Origin of the sequence: Mangrovicella endophytica (assembly GCF_002893625.1) — a bacterium.
Classification (GTDB): domain Bacteria; phylum Pseudomonadota; class Alphaproteobacteria; order Rhizobiales; family Rhizobiaceae; genus Mangrovicella; species Mangrovicella endophytica.
In genome coordinates this window covers 241,164-257,271 of the sequence record NZ_PKMZ01000004.1, presented here as the reverse complement: position 1 = coordinate 257,271, position 16,108 = coordinate 241,164, and the positions used below count along the sequence as shown (strand labels likewise).

General features: G+C 66.9%; 16 protein-coding genes. 10 read left to right on the top strand and 6 right to left on the bottom strand.

Annotated elements, in window-relative coordinates:
• Positions 1–107 precede the first annotated feature (107 nt).
• Both C0R46_RS12740 and C0R46_RS12735 read right to left on the bottom strand, forming a co-directional pair.
• The gene (locus C0R46_RS12740) at positions 108–563 is read right to left on the bottom strand and encodes a BA14K family protein (protein WP_245413559.1); all 456 of its coding nucleotides are present in this window, start codon (positions 561–563) and stop codon (positions 108–110) included.
• 219 nt (positions 564–782) lie between these two features.
• Complete coding sequence (locus tag C0R46_RS12735) at positions 783–1,202, bottom strand: BA14K family protein (protein WP_102960006.1); 420 nt, start codon at positions 1,200–1,202, stop codon at positions 783–785.
• Between the two features lie 251 nt (positions 1,203–1,453).
• On the opposite strand from C0R46_RS12735, the gene C0R46_RS12730 reads away from it, so the two are divergent.
• From C0R46_RS12730 to C0R46_RS12720, 3 genes are all read left to right on the top strand, one after another.
• Positions 1,454–2,695: a putative DNA modification/repair radical SAM protein gene (locus tag C0R46_RS12730; protein ID WP_102960005.1), complete on the top strand. Its 1,242-nt coding sequence runs from the start codon at positions 1,454–1,456 to the stop codon at positions 2,693–2,695.
• A gap of 2 nt (positions 2,696–2,697) precedes the next feature.
• Positions 2,698–4,170 (top strand): UdgX family uracil-DNA binding protein, encoded by a 1,473-nt coding sequence (locus C0R46_RS12725; RefSeq protein ID WP_102960004.1) that lies wholly within the window; start codon positions 2,698–2,700, stop codon positions 4,168–4,170.
• A gap of 143 nt (positions 4,171–4,313) precedes the next feature.
• The gene (locus tag C0R46_RS12720; RefSeq protein ID WP_102960003.1) at positions 4,314–6,353 is read left to right on the top strand and encodes a WecB/TagA/CpsF family glycosyltransferase; all 2,040 of its coding nucleotides are present in this window, start codon (positions 4,314–4,316) and stop codon (positions 6,351–6,353) included.
• Between the two features lie 39 nt (positions 6,354–6,392).
• Here C0R46_RS12720 and C0R46_RS12715 read toward each other — a convergent pair whose 3' ends face one another.
• The 3 genes from C0R46_RS12715 to C0R46_RS12705 are packed head-to-tail and all read right to left on the bottom strand — an operon-like array spanning position 6,393 to position 8,949.
• Positions 6,393–6,518 carry a DUF2474 domain-containing protein gene (locus C0R46_RS12715; RefSeq protein WP_102960002.1) on the bottom strand — a complete coding sequence of 42 codons (126 nt, stop codon included), beginning with the start codon at positions 6,516–6,518 and terminating at the stop codon, positions 6,393–6,395.
• On the bottom strand, positions 6,515–7,516 hold the full coding sequence (cydB, locus tag C0R46_RS12710) for a cytochrome d ubiquinol oxidase subunit II (RefSeq protein ID WP_102960001.1): 1,002 nt from the start codon (positions 7,514–7,516) through the stop codon (positions 6,515–6,517). Before cydB ends, C0R46_RS12715 begins: the two co-directional genes overlap by 4 nt.
• A gap of 11 nt (positions 7,517–7,527) precedes the next feature.
• Entirely contained in the window at positions 7,528–8,949 is a 1,422-nt protein-coding gene (locus tag C0R46_RS12705; protein ID WP_102960000.1) for a cytochrome ubiquinol oxidase subunit I, read from the bottom strand.
• Positions 8,950–9,233: 284 nt separating this feature from the next.
• Here C0R46_RS12705 and C0R46_RS12700 point away from each other — a divergent pair, with 284 nt between their 5' ends.
• From C0R46_RS12700 to C0R46_RS12670, 6 genes are all read left to right on the top strand, one after another.
• Complete coding sequence (locus tag C0R46_RS12700; protein ID WP_102959999.1) at positions 9,234–10,517, top strand: glycerate kinase type-2 family protein; 1,284 nt, start codon at positions 9,234–9,236, stop codon at positions 10,515–10,517.
• Positions 10,518–10,607: 90 nt separating this feature from the next.
• The gene (locus C0R46_RS12695) at positions 10,608–11,300 is read left to right on the top strand and encodes a D-lyxose/D-mannose family sugar isomerase (RefSeq protein WP_102959998.1); all 693 of its coding nucleotides are present in this window, start codon (positions 10,608–10,610) and stop codon (positions 11,298–11,300) included.
• A gap of 54 nt (positions 11,301–11,354) precedes the next feature.
• A complete protein-coding gene (locus C0R46_RS12690) occupies positions 11,355–11,636 on the top strand; it encodes a BrnT family toxin (protein WP_342586511.1) in 282 nt (93 codons plus the stop codon).
• A complete protein-coding gene (locus C0R46_RS12685) occupies positions 11,590–11,865 on the top strand; it encodes a BrnA antitoxin family protein (RefSeq protein ID WP_102959997.1) in 276 nt (91 codons plus the stop codon). Before C0R46_RS12690 ends, C0R46_RS12685 begins: the two co-directional genes overlap by 47 nt.
• Before the next feature lie 247 nt (positions 11,866–12,112).
• Positions 12,113–12,421: a HigA family addiction module antitoxin gene (locus C0R46_RS12675; RefSeq protein ID WP_102959996.1), complete on the top strand. Its 309-nt coding sequence runs from the start codon at positions 12,113–12,115 to the stop codon at positions 12,419–12,421.
• A gap of 147 nt (positions 12,422–12,568) precedes the next feature.
• A complete protein-coding gene (locus tag C0R46_RS12670) occupies positions 12,569–14,095 on the top strand; it encodes a helicase HerA domain-containing protein (RefSeq protein ID WP_102959995.1) in 1,527 nt (508 codons plus the stop codon).
• Between the two features lie 33 nt (positions 14,096–14,128).
• Here C0R46_RS12670 and C0R46_RS12665 read toward each other — a convergent pair whose 3' ends face one another.
• Positions 14,129–14,710 carry a DUF2585 family protein gene (locus C0R46_RS12665; RefSeq protein WP_157944640.1) on the bottom strand — a complete coding sequence of 194 codons (582 nt, stop codon included), beginning with the start codon at positions 14,708–14,710 and terminating at the stop codon, positions 14,129–14,131.
• A gap of 117 nt (positions 14,711–14,827) precedes the next feature.
• On the opposite strand from C0R46_RS12665, the gene C0R46_RS12660 reads away from it, so the two are divergent.
• Positions 14,828–16,108 (top strand): nucleotide disphospho-sugar-binding domain-containing protein, encoded by a 1,281-nt coding sequence (locus C0R46_RS12660; protein WP_102959994.1) that lies wholly within the window; start codon positions 14,828–14,830, stop codon positions 16,106–16,108.

Genomic DNA, 16,108 nt, shown 5'->3' with positions numbered 1-16,108 from the left:
CGGCGGCGACGTCGAAGACCCGCTGCGGCGGCAGGCATGATCCGCACGACGAAAAGGGGCGGCTGAACGCCGCCCCTTCCGCATGTCCTGCGATGAAGCCTTACGCCTTAAAGGCGGCAGGCGTGCGCACGGCCGTCATTGCCGATGAAGGTGTCGGTGCGTACGTCGTAGGTCCGGTAGCGCGCCTCGCAGCGGGCCGTGTGGCTGCTGGAGACCGGCGGGTCGATGTAGTAGCGCGGCGCCGGGCGATAGTAGACGCGGCCCTCCGGGTAGCCGTCATAGCCGTCGTAGTAGCGCGGCCCACGGTCAGCCAGTGCGCCGCCGATCAGAGCGCCGGCTGCAAGGCCGACCACACCGGCGGCAACGGCATCGCCATGGCCGTGATGGTGGCGATAGTAGCGCCGGTGACCCCAGTCACCGCGGTAGCGATGCCCGCCCCAGCCGCCGCCGTGATAGCGGTGGCCGCTGTAGTAGGGGTCAGCCGCGGCGGGAGCTACAGTGGTTCCGACCATGCCGGTGGCGAGAGCCGCAGCGGCGCAAAGACTCAAGATCGTCTTCTTCATTCTCATTACTCCTGATGGTCTGAGCGGCGCTGGCGCGCTGCCTGTAGGGCAGATGTGGGTCGGCGTCGCGCTGCTTGCAATTTGTCCCTGGGAGCTAGAACGTCGCAGTTGCCGCGGCGTTCCAGAGCGCCCGCCGGCGGCAGCGGACGGATTGCCGCGCGGCGGATGCGTCGGATGCGGACGGCGCTTCCGACGCCGTCCCGCGAACCTGTCTGCGGCCTAGAGCGTGCAGCGAATGCGGCGGCCGTTGGAGCCGAGATAGGTGTCGGTACGGGCGTCGTAGGAGCGGTACCGTGCCTCGCAGCGATCGATGTGGCGCCGATCCTCCTGAGCGCCGCCACGGCTCGCGGCCGCACCGCCGATCAGGGCCCCGGCCGCAAGGCCAAAGATCGCGGCAGCGGCGGCATCGCCACGGATGTCGCGACGATCGCGTGCGAAGCGGTCATAGCGGCGGCGGTCCCACCGGCGCGCGTCGCGGCGGAAGTCGCGGCAGTCGCTGTCGCGTGGGTTCCGGGCGCAGTAGCGCTCGACATAACGCTGACGCTCGCGCAGGCTCTGCGCTTCTGCCGGCGCGCTGAAGCTCACGATGCTGGTTCCGAGCATGGTGAGGCTCAGCGCGAGGTTGAGAAGTTTCCGCATGATTGTCTCCTGAGATGTGTCTGCACAGCCATCTGGCAGCACTGCCAGCGTAAGTGCGCCTTAGTAATGGCGCCGTCCGGCTGAACGGGAGCTGAACGCGAGCGGTTCCGCTGACAGGCTGCAACAAGAGGATGGGCAGACAAGGAGTTACGCCGGAGCGGGTCGCCCGTGCACGAGGAGTTGAACGCTCAAGCGCGATTCCACGCTTCTCCTGACTCGCCGGAACGGAACGGGAACCCTATTCTGGCCGCATGGCCAAACTGACCCTCGTCGAGAAGCTCGCGATCCTGAGTGATGCTGCCAAATACGATGCATCTTGCGCATCGAGTGGCACGTCGAAACGCGATTCATCCAAGTCGAAGGGGATCGGATCGACGGAAGGATCGGGCATCTGCCACGCCTATGCGCCGGACGGGCGATGCATCTCGCTCCTCAAGATCCTGATGACCAACTTCTGCATTTACGACTGCGTCTACTGCGTGAACCGGTCCTCCTCCAACGTGCAGCGGGCCCGCTTCACAGTAGAGGAGGTCGTGAAGCTGACGATGGAGTTCTACAAGCGTAACTACATCGAGGGCCTGTTCCTTTCCTCCGGCATCATCCGCAACTCCGATCATACGATGGAGGAAATGGTGCGGATCGCCCGGCTCCTGCGCCTGGAGCACAACTTCGCCGGCTATATCCACCTGAAGACGATCCCCGGTGCCTCGCCGCAGCTCCTGGAGGAGGCGGGGCTTTTTGCCGATCGCCTGTCGATCAACATCGAGCTGCCGACCGACATCGCGCTGGAGGATCTGGCTCCCGAGAAGAAGCCGGCCGAGATCCGCCGCTCGATGGGCCAGCTCAGGCTGAAGATCGAGGAGCACACGGCCGAGAAGAAGGAGCGTGCCAAGCCGAAGCGCTTCGCCCCGGCGGGCCAGTCGACGCAGATGATCATCGGCGCCGATGCGGCCAATGACGATGCCATTCTCGGCCGGGCGGAGAACCTCTACGGGAATTACCGTCTGCGCCGCGTCTACTACTCTGCCTTTTCGCCGATCCCGGACTCATCGAGCCGGCTGCCGCTCGCCAAGCCGCCGCTGATGCGCGAGCACCGGCTGTACCAGGCGGACTGGCTGATGCGCTTCTACGGCTTCGAGCGCGACGAGATCGTGTCCGGCGGCGAGGAGGGCATGCTTGATCTCGCCGTCGATCCGAAGCTCGCCTGGGCGCTGAAGAACCGCGAGCGCTTCCCGGTCGACGTCAACCGCGCCGACCGTGAGCTGCTGCTGCGGGTGCCGGGCTTCGGTACGCGAGCCGTCGATCGCATCATCTCGACGCGTCGCCACCGCACGCTGCGGCTCGATGACATCGCAAGGCTGTGCCAGTCGATCGACAAGGTCCGGCCGTTCATCGTGGCGCTCGACTGGTCGCCCGGCGGGCTGACGGACACGGAAGGCCTACGCGCCCGCGTCGCGCCGAAGAAGCCGGCCGAGCAGCTCAGCCTGTTCTGACCATGTTCGTCGCCAAGCTTGATCATCCCGCCGACTTCGACGGCTGGCGAGGCGCAGCGCGGGCCGCGCTGGCGCTCGGGATCGCGCCGGAGGACATGGGCTTTGCCGTGGAGGGCGAGGTGGCAGGCCTGTTCGCCGAGCCGCTGCCGCCGCTGCCCGAGGACGCTCGGCCCGCCTTCGTGCCGAAGCAGTTTCCCGATCTTGCGCGCAAACTCGTTTGCCATGCCGATGCGGACCGCTTCGTCTTCGCCTACCGCCTGCTCTGGCGGCTGCAGATCGACAAGCGCCTTCTCGAGATCGCGTCCGATACGGACGTCGTTCGCTCCATCGAGATGGAGAAGGCCGTCCGGCGCGACAGCCACAAGATGAAGGCCTTCGTGCGCTTCCGCGAGATCGAGACGGAGGAGGGGCGGCACTACATCGCCTGGTTCGAGCCCTTCCATCATGTGGTCGAGCTGACGGCGCCCTTCTTTGCCCGACGTTTCGCCGGTATGGTCTGGTCGATCCTGACGCCGCTGCGCTCCGTCCACTGGGACGGCGCCGATCTGACCTTTGCCCCTGGTGCCTCGCAGGACCAGCGGCCGAAGGACGACGACATGGAGGCGCTGTGGCTGACCTACTACGCCTCGATCTTCAATCCGGCCCGGCTGAAGGTGAAGGCGATGCAGGCCGAGATGCCGAAGAAGTACTGGCACAACCTGCCCGAAGCGCAGCTCATCCAGCCGCTGATCCGCAACGCCGAAGCCTCCGCCCAGCGGATGATCGCAACCGCACCGACGCTGCCGAGTTTGCGTCATGAACGGCAGGCGGAGCGCAACGAGATGGCGACGGCAGTCCGGGAAGGGGCATTCGGCGGCTTCAACAAGCGGCCGGACGATATCGACGAGGCGCGCGAGCAGGCCAAGCATTGCAAGGCTTGCCCGCTGTGGGAGCCGGCAACGCAGACCGTGTTCGGTCGCGGGCCGTCCGACGCGCCGGTGATCTTCGTCGGTGAGCAGCCGGGTGATCAGGAGGATCTCGCCGGCGAGCCCTTCATCGGCCCGGCCGGCAAGGTGTTCGACCAGGCGCTGACGGCGGCCGGCGTCGATCGCACCCAGGCCTATGTCACCAATGCGGTGAAGCACTTCAAGTTCGTGCCGCGCGGCAAGCGGCGCATCCACCAGAAGCCGAATATGGGCGAGATGAAGATCTGCCGCTGGTGGCTGGAACTGGAGCGCGAGCTGATCCGCCCGAAGCTCATCGTGGCGCTCGGCGCAACGGCCGCCGCCTCCGTGCTCGGCAAGGCCGTCACCATCCGCGATACACGCTCGAAGCTCATCGATCTCGACGAGGACACCAAGCTCCTCGTCACCGTCCATCCCGCCTATATCCTGCGCCTGCCTGATCGCGAGGCCCAGGCGCGCGAGCAGGCCGCCTTCAACGAGGACATGGCGCGGGTGCGTGAATATGTGCCGGAGATTGCTCTGGCTGCCTGAAGGCACGGCGGTCGTGCAAACGATACGACGCGCTGCCCGGGCGCGGATAGGCCGCGCCCGGCCTTAGCATCCCGTCGTGAAGAGGATCGCAACCTTCGCTGCGTACGCTGCGCCGATCGATCGAGGCGAACGCGGAGCCATGCATGACGAGGCGCACCGTCGATTATCTCGGCCTGCCGTTCCTGGACGGCGGGCTCGAGGCTGTGCGCACGGCTTTGCAGGAGCTCCTCGAGAGCAACGCCTATGCCTATGTCGTCACGCCGAATGTCGATCACATGGTGGCTTACCACAGCGGTGACGATTGGGCCTTCAAGGCAGTCTATGCCGATGCCGCGCTCCATATCTGCGACAGCCGCATCCTGGCGGTGCTGGCCAAGGCGTCGGGAAAGCAGCTGACGCCATGTCCGGGATCGGACCTGACGCTTGACCTGATCCGGCGTCCCCTGAAGCCCGGCATCCGGATGGCGATGGTCGGTCCGGACGAGGCTGCCGCAGCCGAGCTGCGGCGCCGCTTTCCCGAAGCCGACGTGGCACATCTCCCGTCATCCGACCGGCTCACGGTCGGGTCGGCGGACTGGCACGCGACGGTCGAGCGGGTCGCGGCTGCGGCCTGGGACCTCCTCTTCGTCTGCCTGTCCTTCCCCAAGCAGGAGTTCTTCGCGGCCGATCTGAAGCGCGTGCGGCAGTCCGGAGGCGTCGCGCTCTGCGTCGGCGCCAGCATCGACTTCCTGACCGGCAAGCAGGTGCGCGCGCCCGCCGCGATGCAGAGGCTCAAGCTCGAATGGCTGCATCGGCTCGCCGGCGACCCGAAGCGGATGTGGCGGCGCTATCTGGTGCGCGGACCAAAGATCTTCCGGCTGGCGCTGCGGGAGGCGCTCGAGACGCGTAGCCGGACCACAACCACAGCAGAAGCTGCGACCCTGTCTTCAGCACGGTCGGCCGGCAGCGCAGGGTCCGGGTGGGGCGGTGGACGCCGCGGCATCCTGTTCCTCTCCACGGTGCAGCCACTCGCACGGCGCAGCGGCGGCGAGATCTGCAGCATGAACTTCATCGAAGCGCTGAAGGCGGCCGGCGCAGATGTCGAGGTGCTCGCCTACGACCGCGCTGGTTCGAAAGAGCCACTGCCGGACGGCTTTGCCGCACCACGAACGCTGACGATCGAAAGCGCCGATTCCAAGCGGGACACGGCGATCTGGCTTGCGCGTGCCTTTGCAACCCGGCGGCCGTTCTCCGTCCAGAAATACGTCACCCCGCAGATGCGCCGCGCCGTGCGCGAGCGCTTGTCGGGCGGGCGCTACGATGCCGTCGTCTTCGACCACGCTCAGGCGACGTGGCTGCTGGGCGACATCCCACGCGAACTGCCGGTGATCTTCATCGCCCACAATGTCGAGCACGCGCTCTATGCCGGCCACGGCGAGAGCGTGGCGGAGACCGGCGGCGTCAGCGGTCTACGCCGTCTCGCCGGACGGGCGAAAGCCGGGATCTACCGCCGCGAAGGACGTCTTCTCGCCGCCGCGGAGGAGAAGGCCGCGAACCGCGCGAGCCAGATCTGGACCCTGACGGAGGAGGATCGGTTCGCCTTTGCCGCGCTCGTCCGCGATCCCGGCAAGGTCCGGCGCTTCGCCGTGCCGGGGCAGAGCTTCGGCGAAATGGCTGTTGTCACGTCAGGTGCTGATCACGCCAGTCGGCCGGACATCGGCCTTCTCGGCAATTGGACCTGGGACATCAATCGTGCCGGTCTCGACTGGTTCCTGGACGAGGTGGTGCCAAGCCTGCCGGCCTCGCTCGACATCGTCGTCGGCGGCAAGGCGCCTTATCCGGCTGGCACGCGCCGCGGTCCGGTGCGCTTCACCGGCTTCGTGCCGGATGCAGGCGCGTTCCTGCGCAACTGCCGCCTCATCGTCATCCCCAGCACGATCGGTTCGGGCATCCAGATCAAGACGATCGAGACGATCGGCCTCGGCGTCCCCGTCGTGGCGACGCCGGTTGCCCTGCGCGGCATCGACGAGCGTCCGGCCAATGTGCGGGAGGCGGGGGACGCGACGGCGATGCTGGCGGGGATCACCGGACTCCTTGCTCATCCAGCTCAAACGGACGCCTCCGGCCCCGCCTGGCTGGGCCAGCGGCGGAAGCGCTTCGAGACGGATGTCGCAGCGGCTCTGGCGGCGCTGGCCAAGGGCTGAGCCGCGGCCGTACGAACCGTCGCGCTCAGGAGCGATGCGTCACGGCATGATCATGAGCCGGATCACAAACCCCGTGGCGCCGACAACGGCAACGCCGCCGATCCACAGCGCGACGAACCATGCGAGCCGCTTCCAGAGCGGGCCTGGCGCCTCGTCCGCCTTCAATGGTGATAGCCCTCGCCCTCGACGATCTTTCCCCTGAAGACGTAGTAGGCGTAGCCGGTGTAGGCGAGGATCATCGGGATCAGCACGGAAGCGCCGACCAGCAGGAACTTCAGGCTGGAGTCCGGTGCCGCCGCATCCCAGATGGTGATGTCCGGAGGGATGATGTGGGGATAGAAGTTGATCCCCAGCCCGATGAAAGACAGCGTGAAGAGCGCCGCCGCCGACAGGAACGGCCGGTGATGCGCGCCCTTGGCGAGCGACTGGAACAAGCTGAAAGCCGCGATCGCCACGAGGACCGGGACCGGCGCGACATAGAAGATCTGCGGCATGGCGAACCAGCGCACGTAGAACTCGGGATCGAGGAACGGCATCCACAGGCTCACCGCGCCGATCAGCGCAAGGGTTCCGGCGCCGGTAATAAAGGCGTAGCGCCGCGCCACGCCCTGGATCTCGCCTTCGGTCTTCATAACCAGCCAGGTCGAGCCGAGTAGCGCGTAGCCGACGACGACCGCAACGCCGGTCAGCAGCGAGAACGGCGTCAGCCAGTCGAACCAGCCGCCGGCATAGGCTCGGCCCGAGACGTCGATGCCCTGCACCAGCGTGCCGAGCGCGATCCCCTGCGAGAGCGCCGCGACGACGGATCCGATGAAGTAGGACGCGTCCCACAGGAAGCGGCCGCGCACCGTCTTGAAGCGATATTCGAAGGCGACACCGCGGAAGATCAGCGCCAGGAGCATGGCGATGATCGGCGCGTAGATCGCCGGCATGATGATGGCATAGGCAAGCGGGAAGACGGCGAAAAGACCGCCGCCGCCCAGGATCAACCAGGTCTCATTGCCGTCCCAGATCGGCGCGACGGAGTTCATCGCCGTGTCGCGGTTCTCGTGCCGGCCGAGGAACGGGAAGAGGATGCCCGTCCCGAGATCGAACCCGTCCAGAAGGACATAGGCGAGCACGGCGAAGGCGATGATGAAGGCCCAGAGCAGCGGCAGGTCCATCCTCGTGTCTCCTATTCGCCGCGAGCCGGTTCGGGCACGTCGTCGTCGAGGGCCGGTGCCGGCGTGATGCCGGCCGAGCGGATCGGCTGGCGCGGTGGCTCTTCCTCGAATGGCGTCGGCGGCTTCGCCATCAGGCGCAGGATGTAGAAGGTGCCGGCGCCGAACAGCAGGAAGTAGACCACGATGAAGGCAAGGAGCGAGGTGCCGACTGCTTCCGCAGCGATCGGCGAAGCGCTTTCCGACGTGCGCAGCAATCCGTAGACGGTGTAGGGTTGCCGGCCCATCTCGGTGGTGATCCAGCCGCAGAGAACGGCCAGGAAGCCGCTCGGCCCCATCGCCACCATCGCCCGTTGCAGCCAGGTGGACTGGCGCAGCGAGCCGCGCCAGCGGGTCCACAGCGACCACAGCCCGAGGCCCAGCATCGCAAAGCCGATCGCGACCATGACCCGGAACGTCCAGAAGATCACCGTCGCATTCGGCCAGTCCTCGCGCGGAAAGGCGTCGAGCCCCTTGATCTCGGCGTCGAGACTATGGCCGAGGATCAGCGATCCGAGCGCCGGGACCTCCAGCGCGTAGTCCGTCCGCGCCGTTTCCATGTTCGGGATGCCGAACAGCGTCAGCGGCATGCCGCCGTCGCGGTTCGTCTCGAAATGGCCCTCCATTGCGGCGACCTTGGCCGGCTGGTGCTCCAGCGTGTTCAGCCCGTGCTGGTCGCCGGCCAGGATCTGGATAGGTGCAACGATCGTGGCCATCCAGAGCGCCATGGAGAACATCAGATGCGCCCGCCGGTTGTCCCGGTCACGCAGGAGATGCAGCGCCCCGACCGCACCCACCACGAAGGCCGTCGTGAGGTAGGCAGCCAGCACCATGTGGACGAGCCGGTAGGGGAAGGACGGGTTGAAGACGATCGCCCACCAGTCCGCCGGGATGAACTGTCCGGCCGCGTTGATCGCGTAGCCGGCGGGCGTGTGCATCCAGGAATTCACCGACAGGATCCAGAAGGCGGAGAAGAAGGTGCCGAGCGCCACCACCACCGTGGCGAAGAAATGCAGCTTGCGGCCGACCTTGTTCATGCCGAACAGCATGATGCCGAGGAAGCCCGCTTCGAGGAAGAAGGCCGACAGCACCTCGTAGGCCATCAGCGGCCCGAGCACCGGTCCTGTCTTGTCGGAGAAGACCGACCAGTTGGTGCCGAACTGATAGCTCATCGTCAGGCCTGAGACGACGCCCATGCCGAAGGTCAGCGCGAAGATCTTCACCCAGTAGCGGAAGACGTCCATGTAGACGGACTTGCCGGTGGCGAGCCACAGCCCTTCCAGGACGGCGAGATAGGAGGCAAGGCCGATCGAGAAGGCCGGAAAGATAATGTGGAAGGAGATCGTGAAGGCAAACTGGATTCGTGCCAGGACGACGGGGTCGAAGGCCTCGAACATCAACTCACCTCTGTCGCTCCGAAGGAGCGCCTCCTTGCGAACGCCCTTCACATAGTCGTTGCGGGATCGCATCTAAAGGGTATCGGCGCATCGCTCGCATGCATGGTCGGCATCTCGGGCGGCTCATTGCACGGGATCGACGCGGAGCGGCCGGCGCGATCCAGCGACCTCGTTGGTGACGTTCGCCATACGGTCGCGCAACAGAACGGTTTCCACCCTGTCGTGAAAGGCACTAGAACTGCGGCGCGAGGCGATGGGAGTTCTGCCGCGCCGGGAGGAACAGTATGGATTTCGAGGCGGCACGCCGCGACTTGACCGGCATCTTCGAAAGCGCCGTCGCGGCGGCTCATCCGGCGACCATCCTTGCCCAGCATCTGCCGGAGCCGCCGACCGGTCGCGTCATCATCCTTGCCGCCGGCAAGGCGGCGGCCAGCATGGCGGCGGTGGCCGAGCGCCACTATCGCGAACGCGGCCTGGGTGAAGAGAGGATCGACGGCATCGCCGTGACGCGCGACGGTTATGCGCTGCCGGCTGGCCACCTCGCAGTGGTTGAGGCCGGCCACCCGTTGCCGAACGCCCACGGCCTTGCCGCGACGCGTCGTGTGCTGGAACTAGCGGCCTCCGCCGGTCCGGACGATCTGGTGCTGGCGCTGATCTCCGGCGGCGGCTCGGCCAACTGGCTGCTGCCGGCGGGCGACGTCACACTGGAGGACAAGCAGGCGGTGACGAAAGCGCTGCTGCGCAGCGGCGCGGCGATCGGCGAGATCAACTGCGTGCGCAAGCACCTGTCGCAGATCAAGGGCGGCCGGCTGGCACAGGCCTGCAGCCGGTCGCATCTGGTGACGCTGGCGATCTCCGACGTGCCGGGCGACGATCCGAGCGTGATCGCCTCCGGTCCGACCGTCGCCGATCCAACCACGCTGGCGGATGCGCTGGCGGTGATCGAGACCTATGGCATCACGCTGCCGCCGGCCTGCCAGGCGGTCCTCGCTGATGCCGCCAACGAGACGCCGAAGGCGGACGATCCGGTCTTCGCGGCGAGCGACTACAGCATCATCGCGACGCCGGCTGGCGCGCTCGATGCCGCAGCGGCCGAGGCGGCAAGGCTCGGCTGGCAGCCGCTCCTTCTGGGTTCCGATCTCGAAGGCGAGGCGCGCGACGTCGCCGCCGAGCACGCGCGGCTGGCGCTGGAGGCCCGCGGCCGCGGCGAGCGTATCGCCATCCTGTCCGGCGGCGAGCTGACGGTGACGATCCGAGGGCAGGGGCAGGGTGGACCCAACCAGGAATACGCCCTCGCTTTGGCGCTCGCACTCGGCGGGGCTCGGGACATCTTCGCCCTCAGCGCCGACACGGATGGTACCGATGGCGGCGGCGGTCTTGCCACCGACCCTGCCGGTGCCTTCGTGGCGCCGGACACGCTGGACCGCGCAGAGAAGCACGGCGTCGACGCGGCAGCCGCCTTGGCGGACAACGACTCCACCGGCTTCTTCGACGCGATCGGCGACATCTTCCGGCCGGGACCGACCCACACCAACGTCAATGACTGCCGCATCATCCTCGTCGCCTGAGCCCAACGGGCTCGGGAGGGGAAAAGCGACTGCACCGATTGGGGCCGACCGACCGGCCAATGCCATCTTGGTAATAGGGGAGGACCTTTCATGAAGCGCTCGCGCGTCAACCAGATCCTGCGGGAGTCGGACGACTTCATCCGCTCCTTCGGCACCATCCTGCCGCCCTTCGCCTACTGGTCGCCAGCGGAGATGAAGGCACGTCGAAGCGAGATCGGCACCATCCTCGACCGGCGTCTCGGCTGGGACATCACCGATTACGGCCAGGGCGATTTCGACAGGCTCGGCCTCTTCCTCTTCACGGCGCGCAATGGCGACAATGCCGACCTGAAGGCCGGCCGCGGCATGCTCTATGCCGAGAAGATCATGATCTCGCGGCAAGACCAGCTGTCGCCGATGCACCGGCACGACCTGAAGGCCGAGGACATCATCAATCGCGGCGGCGCGACGCTGGCGATCGAGCTCTACACGGCAGCACCCGACGGCTCGCTCGACGAGAGCCTGCCGGTCGAGGTCGTCACGGACGGACTGACACGGCGGATGAACGGCGGCGACATCCTGCGTCTGGCGCCCGGCGAGAGCGTGACGCTGCTGCCCGGCATCCACTGGCACGCCTTCTGGGGCGAGGGCGGTGACGTCTTCGTCGGCGAGGTTTCGACCGTCAACGATGACCTCACCGACAACGTCTTTCGCGATCCGATTGGCCGCTTTGCCGCGATCGAGGAGGACGAGGCACCGCTGCACCTCCTGGTGTCGGATTACGAGAGCTGGTTGGGGGAGTAGGCGCGATGGAATACCGGTACGACTTGCTTGAGAGCTTTGTGTAGCTACATATAGATGCTGGGCATCACCTATGATCCCGCGAAGCAGGAGTGGACTCTCGTCGAACGGGGGCTCGATTTCCGCGATGCAGAACGTGTCTTTGCGGGCATCACCTTCGATCGGATCGATGATCGTAAGGATTATGGTGAGGAGCGGGTCATCACCGTCGGGACGCTTGATGGGCGAATGGTCGTGCTTGTCTGGACCCGACGTGACGGCACGCGGCACATCATTTCGATGAGGAAGGCCAATGAGCGCGAACAAGCTCGATTCAAGTTCCATCTGGACCGACCCTGACGATGCTCCGGAGCTGACTGACCAATGGTTTGAGGATGCGACGCTGCATGAAGCCGGCGTGGTCAAGCGTCTCCCAGGCCAGCGCGGACCTGGACGGAAACCACCGAAACAGGCGGTGACGCTTAGGCTGGACGCTGAGATCATCATGCACTTTCGAAAGAGTGGCGAGGGCTGGCAAACCCGCATCAACGAGACGCTGAAGGCGGCCATCGCCAAAGAATCTGCCTGATCAAAGGTGCTGAGTCGCACCGGGCCAGATGGAGGTCGATATGACGCGGCTGGAGAAGCTCGAGAACGAGGTCAAAGATCTCGATGCGAACGAACTCGCCTGATTTCGCGAGTGGTTTACCCGCTTCGATGCCGAGAAGTTCGACGAAGCCATCGAAGCGGACACCCTCTCTGGGCGGTTGGATACCTTCGCCGAAGCGGCGCTCGACGACCATCACAAGTGCCTGACGATGGTGGTCTGATAAGTCGTGGCGAACCAGGCTTTTCGTGATCCGAACCGCTGTCCCACGCACCCCGGCGAGATCCTTCGCGAGGATGTGCTGCCGAGCCTCCGCAAGTCGAAGGATGAGCTCGCGCATCTGCTGCGGATTGAGACGCCAGTATTCGCCGATGTCCTGATGGAGCGCCGGCCCATCACTCCTGAGATCGCCGCGAGGGTCGGCAAGCTCCTGGGAAACGGTCCGGGCGTGTGGCTGCGCATGCAGACGGAATATGGCACCTGGCATGCCGAGCGCGACATCGACGTCAGCGGCATCCCGACGCTGACGGCCGCCTGACCTTTTCCGATTCTGTGGACAGGCAGCCCATAGCTCCGACTCCCGGACCCGCTCCCGTGCTAGATCGAAGGCGATCCTCCGACCGCTCCAACTGAGCGGCCGGACGCTGCCGTGGCAGCCCCAGCACAGACATCCGAAGGGCATGCGATGAAGGTTGCCGTCGATCTCGGCACGACCGCCAGCGGCGAGCCGGCGGAACTCGATCTGGAAGAGCTTCTCTCGACCCGCCTGCTGGTCCAGGGCAATTCCGGATCCGGCAAGTCGCATCTCCTGCGCCGGCTTCTCGAGCGCAGCGCCGAATGGGTGCAGCAGGCGATCATCGATCCCGAGGGCGACTTCGTCGGCTTCGCAGAGCGCTACGGCCATGTCATCGTCGACGCCAACCGGACGCCGGCGGAGCTGACCCGCATCGCCATGCGCATCCGCCAGCATCGCGCCTCCGTCGTGCTCGATCTGGAAGGGCTCGACGCCGAGGTGCAGATGCACTGCTCGGCCGCCTTCCTGAACGGGCTCTTCGATGCCGATCGCAGCGCCTGGTATCCGATGCTGATCGCCGTCGACGAGGCGCATCTCTTCGCCCCGGCCATGGCGGGCGAGCATTCCGACGAGGCGCGGCGCGCCTCGCTCGGCGCCATGACAAACCTGATGTGCCGCGGCCGCAAGCGCGGGCTTGCCGGCATCATCGCGACGCAGCGGCTCGCCAAGCTCGCCAAGAACGTCGCGGCCGAAGCCTCGAACTTCCTGATGGGCCGCACCTTCCTCGATATCGACATGCAGCGCGCCGCCGACCTTCTCGGCATGGACCGACGCGCCGCCGAGCGTTTCCGCGATCTGGAGACGGGTAACTTCGTGGCGCTGGGACCGGCGCTCTACAGCCGGCCGACGCAGGTGAAGATCGGCACGGTCGAGACGGCCGGGCGCAGCGGTCGCCCTTCGCTGCTGCCGCTGCCGGAACATGGCCGCGAGGCGCTGGCCGAGCTCATCTTCACTGCCGGTGCCGACGAGCCGGCCGAGTTGCCGATGCCGGTCCGCTCCGCGCCGGTGCCGATGCGCGAGCTGATGGAGCGGGTCTCGGCCCCCGCTGCCTCCGCCGAGCCCGCCGACGACGACAGCCGTTCACCGGAAGAGCGCGCGGGCCTGATCGACGCGATCTTCGCCGAGATGCTGGAGGACCCGGAGGCCGCCTATCGTCCGGTGCCGATCCTCTACCAGGACTTCCTCACCCATTGCCGCCTGAAGCGGCTGCGCGGCGCCGACACGGACATGGCGGCCTTCCGCCGGCGCCTGTCGCTGGCGCGTGCCGGCATCTCCGCGGATGCCGAGGATGAGGAGTGGGCTGAGGTGGTGGCGCGCTCCGAAGCGCTGCCGGAGGAGATGCAGGGCGTCTATCTCATGCTGGCACGGGCGGCGCGCGACAGCGCGCCGTGCCCGCCCGACGAGGCGCTGGCGCGCGCCTATGGCAGCCACTCGCCCTCGCGCGGCCGCTTCCTCCTCTCCTTCATGACGGATCGCGGCTTCATCACCGCCGACATGGATTTCCGCGGCAACCGCGTCGTCACCATCGCCGGCACTGGTTGGCGCACGGGAGCGGTGCAACAAGCCGCGGCGGCCAAGCCGACCGCGCTCGACGAGGCGCGGGCCCGTCGCGCTGCGCGCCTTGCCGGGCTCAGCTGATTTCGGTCTCAGCGGGCGGCAGGGCGGTGCAGCTTAGATGTCGACGCCGAGCAGCCGCAGCGTTCCCACGATGAAGCCGTCGCCGACGCCGAGCGTCACCGCGGTCTCGATCGCGGCGAGGATGATGATCAGACCAGTGCGGGAAAGCCGCGGGAAGGTCGCTGCGCCGCCGAGCGCAAACAGCGTGTCGCCGAGCGAGTTGAGGAGGCTGTCGCCGGCATAGTGCTCGGCATTGGGGCTGCTGGAGAACAGCGCCACGATGGCCGGCGTGTTTTCCATCGCCTCCCAGATCGAGTGGCCGAAGATCACGCAGAGGAACATGGCGCCAAGCGACCATGCGGGTCGCATCCAGCGCACGAAGGCGGCAAGGCCGATGCCGAAGGCGATGTGCAGCAGCGAATACCAGTCGGCAAACTGCTGTGAATTCTCCGCCGGATTGGCGCCGGTCTGCCATAGGCGCACAATGCCGCAGGGGCAGGTGACTGGCCGGCCAATCGCGGCCAGCAGGGCGAGCGTCACCGCGATCATGCCGAGCCCGGCCCAGAGCCGCCCGCGCACATTCATCGGGAACGGGCTCGACCTGTCCTGCGGCTTGGGCTGGAGGATATCCGACATCGCCCACGGAACGGCGCCGCGGCCTATCGGGTTGCGCACAGCAACAGACCCGACACGGCCGCCTGCGGCTACGGAATCGATGCGGGCGCCGGTTGGCTGCGCTATTGTCACGGCACGATGGTCCATTTCGCCCTGATATGCCCTCCCTTCTTCAGCCATATCCGGGTGTTCGAGGCGCTTGCCGCCGAACTGACGGGACGGGGGCACCGCGCCACCTTCGTTCTGAATGCCGGTGCGGACTCGATGGTCGGCCCCGGTTTTCCCGCCGCCACAGTTTGGTCTGGCGGAGGCCGAGAGGCTCAAGGTGATCCGGCCCGAGCGCATCTTGATGCGGTGATCGAGCGGGCGGCGCGGCCGAACGGGCTCTTCGGCATTCTGCGCACCGTTGCCGACACGGCCGCGCTGACCGACGAGCTCTGTGACGGCGGCCCCGACGTACTGGGTGCGATCGGTGCGGAGATGATCATCGGCGACCAGATGGAGCCGGCCTCAGGTCTCCTAGCGGCGCATCTCGGCCTGCCCTTCGTCTCCATCGCGGCCGCCCTGCCAATCGATCCCGATCCGGCGATCCCGCTGCCCTTTCTGCCCTGGCCCTATGATCCCAGCGAGAAGGGGCTGAAGCGCAATCGCGGCGGTGAGCAGGTGGCGCGCCTGCTGCTGACGCGCCAGCGGCAGACTCTGCGACGCTGGTCGGAGCGTTCCGGCATCTCGCCGCGCGAGACGCTGGCGGACTGCCTGTCGCCATCTGCGACCATTGCGCAGACCGTTCCCAGCTTCGACTTTCCGCGTCCGCCGGAGCCACGCTTCCAAGCCGTCGGTCCCATACGTCTCCAGACAGAGGTTGCGACAGACCTGCCGTTTGCGCTCGATCCAGAGCGCCCGCTGGTGTTCGCCTCGCTGGGCACGCTGCAGGGGCACCGCGTCGACATCTTCCGCTCGGTTGCCAAGGCCTGCCGCGATCTCGGCGCGCAGTGCCTCGTTGCCCATTGCGGGCGCCTCGATGCGAGCGAGGCCGCGTCGATCGATGCCGACGTCGTCACCGATTTCGCGCCCCAGCAGGCCGTGCTCCGGCGCGCCGCCGTCTGCGTGACCCATGCCGGGCTGAATACGGTCATGGACTCGCTGGAGGCCGGCGTGCCGCTGCTGGCGATCCCGATCGCCTTCGATCAGCCCGGCATCGCCGCGCGGATCGTGCATCATGGCGTCGGCGAGCGGCTGTCGCGACGGTTCCTGACTGCGGCCAAGCTGCGCGCCTCCCTTGAGCGGCTGCTGGCGCGGCCTAACTACAGAAACAGGGCCCGCGCGATCGGCCTCGACATTCGGGCATCGGGCGGGGCGTCCTTGGCGGCTGACATCATCGAGAAGGCGAGCGGCGACATCGCGTCGGCGCGGCGATGA